The 4,094-nt window shown below is 58.4% G+C and carries 7 protein-coding genes and 1 pseudogene; 7 read left to right on the top strand and 1 reads right to left on the bottom strand.

Features of this window, described 5'->3' with window-relative positions:
- From HNW77_RS17070 to HNW77_RS17045, 6 genes and pseudogenes are all read left to right on the top strand, one after another.
- Positions 1-186: pseudogene (locus HNW77_RS17070) on the top strand (hypothetical protein); the annotation flags it as partial.
- Complete coding sequence (locus HNW77_RS17065) at positions 183-719, top strand: replication protein (RefSeq protein ID WP_172159295.1); 537 nt, start codon at positions 183-185, stop codon at positions 717-719. The pseudogene HNW77_RS17070 and the gene HNW77_RS17065, both read left to right, overlap by 4 nt.
- Before the next feature lie 331 nt (positions 720-1,050).
- Entirely contained in the window at positions 1,051-1,650 is a 600-nt protein-coding gene (locus HNW77_RS17060; RefSeq protein WP_172159293.1) for a helix-turn-helix domain-containing protein, read from the top strand.
- Positions 1,647-1,820, top strand: a complete 174-nt coding sequence (locus tag HNW77_RS17055; RefSeq protein WP_172159291.1) for a hypothetical protein — start codon at positions 1,647-1,649, stop codon at positions 1,818-1,820. Before HNW77_RS17060 ends, HNW77_RS17055 begins: the two co-directional genes overlap by 4 nt.
- Positions 1,810-2,082: a type II toxin-antitoxin system mRNA interferase toxin, RelE/StbE family gene (locus HNW77_RS17050; protein WP_172159289.1), complete on the top strand. Its 273-nt coding sequence runs from the start codon at positions 1,810-1,812 to the stop codon at positions 2,080-2,082. The genes HNW77_RS17055 and HNW77_RS17050 overlap by 11 nt, the downstream gene beginning before the upstream one ends.
- Before the next feature lie 64 nt (positions 2,083-2,146).
- Positions 2,147-2,527, top strand: a complete 381-nt coding sequence (locus tag HNW77_RS17045; protein ID WP_172159287.1) for a nuclear transport factor 2 family protein — start codon at positions 2,147-2,149, stop codon at positions 2,525-2,527.
- Positions 2,528-2,547: 20 nt separating this feature from the next.
- Here the strand turns inward: HNW77_RS17045 and mobQ are convergent, their stop codons facing one another.
- Positions 2,548-3,618, bottom strand: coding sequence for a MobQ family relaxase (mobQ, locus tag HNW77_RS17040; protein WP_172159285.1), 1,071 nt, complete (start codon positions 3,616-3,618; stop codon positions 2,548-2,550).
- A gap of 214 nt (positions 3,619-3,832) precedes the next feature.
- Here mobQ and HNW77_RS17035 point away from each other — a divergent pair, with 214 nt between their 5' ends.
- A complete protein-coding gene (locus HNW77_RS17035; protein ID WP_006560192.1) occupies positions 3,833-4,090 on the top strand; it encodes a mobilization protein in 258 nt (85 codons plus the stop codon).
- The last annotated feature ends 4 nt before the right edge of the window (positions 4,091-4,094 follow it).

Genomic DNA, 4,094 nt, shown 5'->3' with positions numbered 1-4,094 from the left:
CTGCCACCCCTCGAACGCCTTGTGGTCGTGGTCGCGGGTGATCCGTTTCATCAGTTCGTCAATGACGCGGCCGGGAAGGATGAACGCTTCGGCCGCGTCATTGACGAACTGATGAAACGGATCACCCGCGACCACGACCACAAGGCGTTCGAGGGGTGGCAGAAGCCCGAGCCTGACCGGTCATGAGTGACGAACGCGAGCTGGATGACGGGCTGGCCGCGTTCGACCAGCTCGGCCGGGAAATGGCAGAGACAAACCGCCTGCTTCGGGCCGTCCGAACCGATCAGGACACCCGGAACCGGCAGGAACAGGACCTGTCAGCCGAAATGCAGACTGCGCTTAAACAGGCCACAGGAGCCTCACAGAAGGCGCTACAGGCCAGTCAGACCGAAATCCGCGCCAATCTACTCTGGACAGGATTGACCAGCCTCCTGATCGCTCTAGCGGGCTGTGGAGCGGGATATTACCTCGGCCATCAGTCCGGGTGGGAACAGGGGCACGCAGACGGATACCAGAAAGCCCGGAATCAGGAGGCCGCCGCCAGTTGGGCCAACACCCCGTCCGGACAGCGGGCCTATGGCCTCGATCAGCTTGGGAGCCTCGATATGCTGGCCCTGTGCAAAGGGGATGGCTGGACCATGGAACGCCAGAAGGGTCGGACGGTCTGCTTCCCGAACGCGGACGCCAAGGGGAACGTGACCGGCTGGTATATCCCCTGACCGTCACCGGGAAGGGAAAGCCTGCCAGACACCTCATCGCTTCCTGAGCCATTTTCTCTTGCCCGATTCTGCCGGCGTCACAGGGTCCGGGCGAGCGCGGAGCGGGAGCGGCGTAGCCCGCCCGCAGGGCGCCGGAACAGACCCCGAAATGGCAGTTTTCCACCGGAAAAAGGGGGGACAACAGGGGGATTAGATTCTTTTCTCTTTCTTAGGGATCGCCACACTCCGCAGAAATCCGGAAAAAAAGGCTTGTTTTAAGTCCCGGAATCCGGGACTAATTGATCCCGGAATCCGGGACTTAAAAACGGGTTCTCCACAAGGAGCGGAGATCATGGCCCAGATTGTGCGCCTTACCACCAGACAGCAGCGATCCGGACAGGAAGAAGCGGCACAGGCCGCCGAGCAGCTCTCGCTCCTGTCCGAAGAACTTCTGAAGCATTTGCCCGGAGAGGCGCGTATAGCCATCTCAAGGGCCACGCACGCGCTACAAAAGGCCGCGCGACCAGACACCACCGAAGGACTTTGGCCGGGAGGTTTCACCATGTTGAGCCGTATGCAGACCGCCGCGATCTGGGACGCCATCCGCGCCCTGCCATCCGATGACCGGCCGCATCAGGTCCGCCATGCCTTCGATCTGGTGCTGCTCAATCTTCGGCAGGATACGGGCGAGGTACTGCTCACCCGCGACCAGCTTGCCGAGGAAATCGGCTGTGCCCCCAAACACGTCAGCACCATCATGGGGACACTGGAAAAAATGGGCGTAATCCGCCGCGAACGGCGGAAAATTGAAGGTATGCAGGGCCGAGGCGTGGCTGTGTATTTCATCAACCCGCATGTGGCATGGAATGGCTCGCTGGACGTCCGCAAGGCGCAGGCCGCAGAAACCCGGTCGCCCATGCAACTCGAACTTCTCCAAGGGGGTGCGTCATGACCGACCTGTCCGACGAACTGGCTGCCAAGAGAGCCGCAATCCGCAAGGCTCGGAACAGCACCAAACCGGCCGTCCCGGCCGAACAGGTGCTGGCAATTCTAAAAGCTGATCTGGTCCGCGTTCAGGCAGCTATTGACGCCCTGCCGCACGAGGAACGGCGTGCGGGTTGAATGGTCCGATGAAGCCCTGACAGACCGGGCTGCCATCGTTGATTACCTACTTCCCCGCAACCCACACGCGGCCAAGCGAATTTTGCTCCGTCTGATCGACGCCACCACAGACCTTGCCATGTTTCCCAACATCGGCCGGGAAGGTGAGGACGGCACCCGCGAATGGGTCATCGTTCACCCCTATGTTCTGCTCTACGAAGTCAACGAATCGGCGCATATCGTGCGAGTTCTTCGCGTCTGGCACATGTCTCAAGATAGGTAATAATTAAGAATTTCGATCTTTTGGATAGGAAGAAATAAACTTTCCAGTATTTAAGGATATTAAAATGACGAAAAAACTTATCCCATTTGGCGAATATGAAAAAGTAAAACAGGTAATTGAAAATTACTTGATTTCTGTAAAAGATGGAGACACAAAATTACTACCCAATTGCTTTAATGAAAAATCCATCACATACGGTTTTGTAAATGACAATCTAATTGGCGGAGATGGAAACCCAACTTTAGAATTCATAAAAAATCATGGAAGCTCTCCGAATATTAATTTCATAGTTAATATTGTTGATATAACCCCTAAAACAGCAATAGCGGTTATAGTTACAGAAAAAGACGCTGCAAATTGCGATTGCAAGGAATATATAACACTGATAAATTTAGATAATTCATGGAGTATTATTTCCAAAATATTTATTCAATTTGATGAATAATCTAAATACTCATATTCCTATCAAAATCCCATCTCCGGCCCGCTGTCGTAGTCCCGACCTCGGCTCCTGCCACGTGACAGACCTCGAGACCGGGCCTGCTCGGCCTCTTTCTGGCGCTGCTTCTGCCGTTCCAACCCGGCAGCCATTCGGGCTTCCTCGGCCGCCCGAATGTCCTGCTGGCGTCTGATCTCGGCCTGACGCGCCAGCTCCTGCCGCTGGCGTTCAGCCTCCCTCTCCCGTTCCATTCTCTGCCCGATCTTCCGGGCCAAACCGACCGCCAATCGCGCCCGTTTCTCAAGGCCGGAGAACAGCTCCTGCGCCTTCTCCACGACCTTGCGGGCCGTCTCAAGCACCCGGTTCCGCTCGCGGATCTCCGCGTTCTGCTTCCCGAGATCCGTCACCGGCTCCCGGCCGGGGATCTCGCGGGCCGCCTGACGCTCCATGGCGGTCGCTGACACCCCCATGTGCCGGGTCGGCTCCTGCTCCTTCCCCTGGCGCTCGAAGCTCCGGTGATCCACCCGCTGTTCGACCTGGTGCCGTTCCAGCGCCATGTTCACCTGGCGCGCCCATACGCCCCGCATATGCTCAATCTCGGCCGAGGCGGTGCTGGCCACGTCCAGAACCCGCGTCTTGGCCCCCAGACCTTCCGCCCCGGCCGTCCGGGTGGTGGTGAGGATATGGGCGTGATGGTTCCGGTTGTCCCCTTCCCGGCCGGGTTCATGGATCGCCACATCCGCAACGACACCGTACCGCTCCACCAGCTCACAGGCGAAATCCCGAGCCAGTTCTTTCCGTGCGCCCGCGTCCAGCTCGGCCGGTAACGCCAGTTCGTATTCCCGGCCGGTCTTGGCGTCCTTTCGCTTCTCGGCCGCCTCGGCTGCGTTCCACAGGGCGTTCCGGTCCTGTGCCCAGTCCGCGCCATCCGGGACCACGATGAACGCATCCTCCACCCCCTGCTTGCGGGTGTAGTCATGCGTCAAGCCCTGCCGTTCGTCCGTCAATTCCTGACCGGCACGATAGGCAGCAGCAGCCACGACACTGCGACCGTCCGAACGCGAGATGGATTTGACGGACAGGTGGTAGATCGCCACAGCTCGCTCCGTTCAGGAAGGGTTCAGGGAAGGAACGTCCCTGACGCACGCATTGGAACAATGCTAAAGTGCGCCCTTCACTCCTTTGTCGCAAGGGTTGTTTGCGCCTCATGAGGAATCAAGGAAACTTCCGAAAAATCGGGTATCCTGAGCGGTGACACGGTTATGTGGATTCTACGACAGACCATTGCACCCGTATGGTGCCGGAGGAAAAATGACACCCATCGAAAAGGCAAAACAGCAGGTCGAACAGGCGAAGGCCCGGTATCAGGCTCTGCTCGCCAGACAGAACGCCGAGGAACGCAAGCTGGACACCCGGCGCAAGGTCATTCTCGGGGGGCTGCTGATCGACGCGGCCGGGAAGGATGAACGCTTCGGCCGCGTCATTGACGAACTGATGAAACGGATCACCCGCGACCACGACCACAAGGCGTTCGAGGGGTGGCAGAAGCCCGAGCCTGACCGGTCATGAGTGA

Source organism: Komagataeibacter melomenusus (genome assembly GCF_013155395.1).
GTDB classification, from domain to species: Bacteria; Pseudomonadota; Alphaproteobacteria; order Acetobacterales; family Acetobacteraceae; genus Komagataeibacter; species Komagataeibacter melomenusus.
The sequence above is the reverse complement of the archived record's forward strand: the minus strand, read 5'-3'. Positions and strand labels throughout refer to the sequence as shown.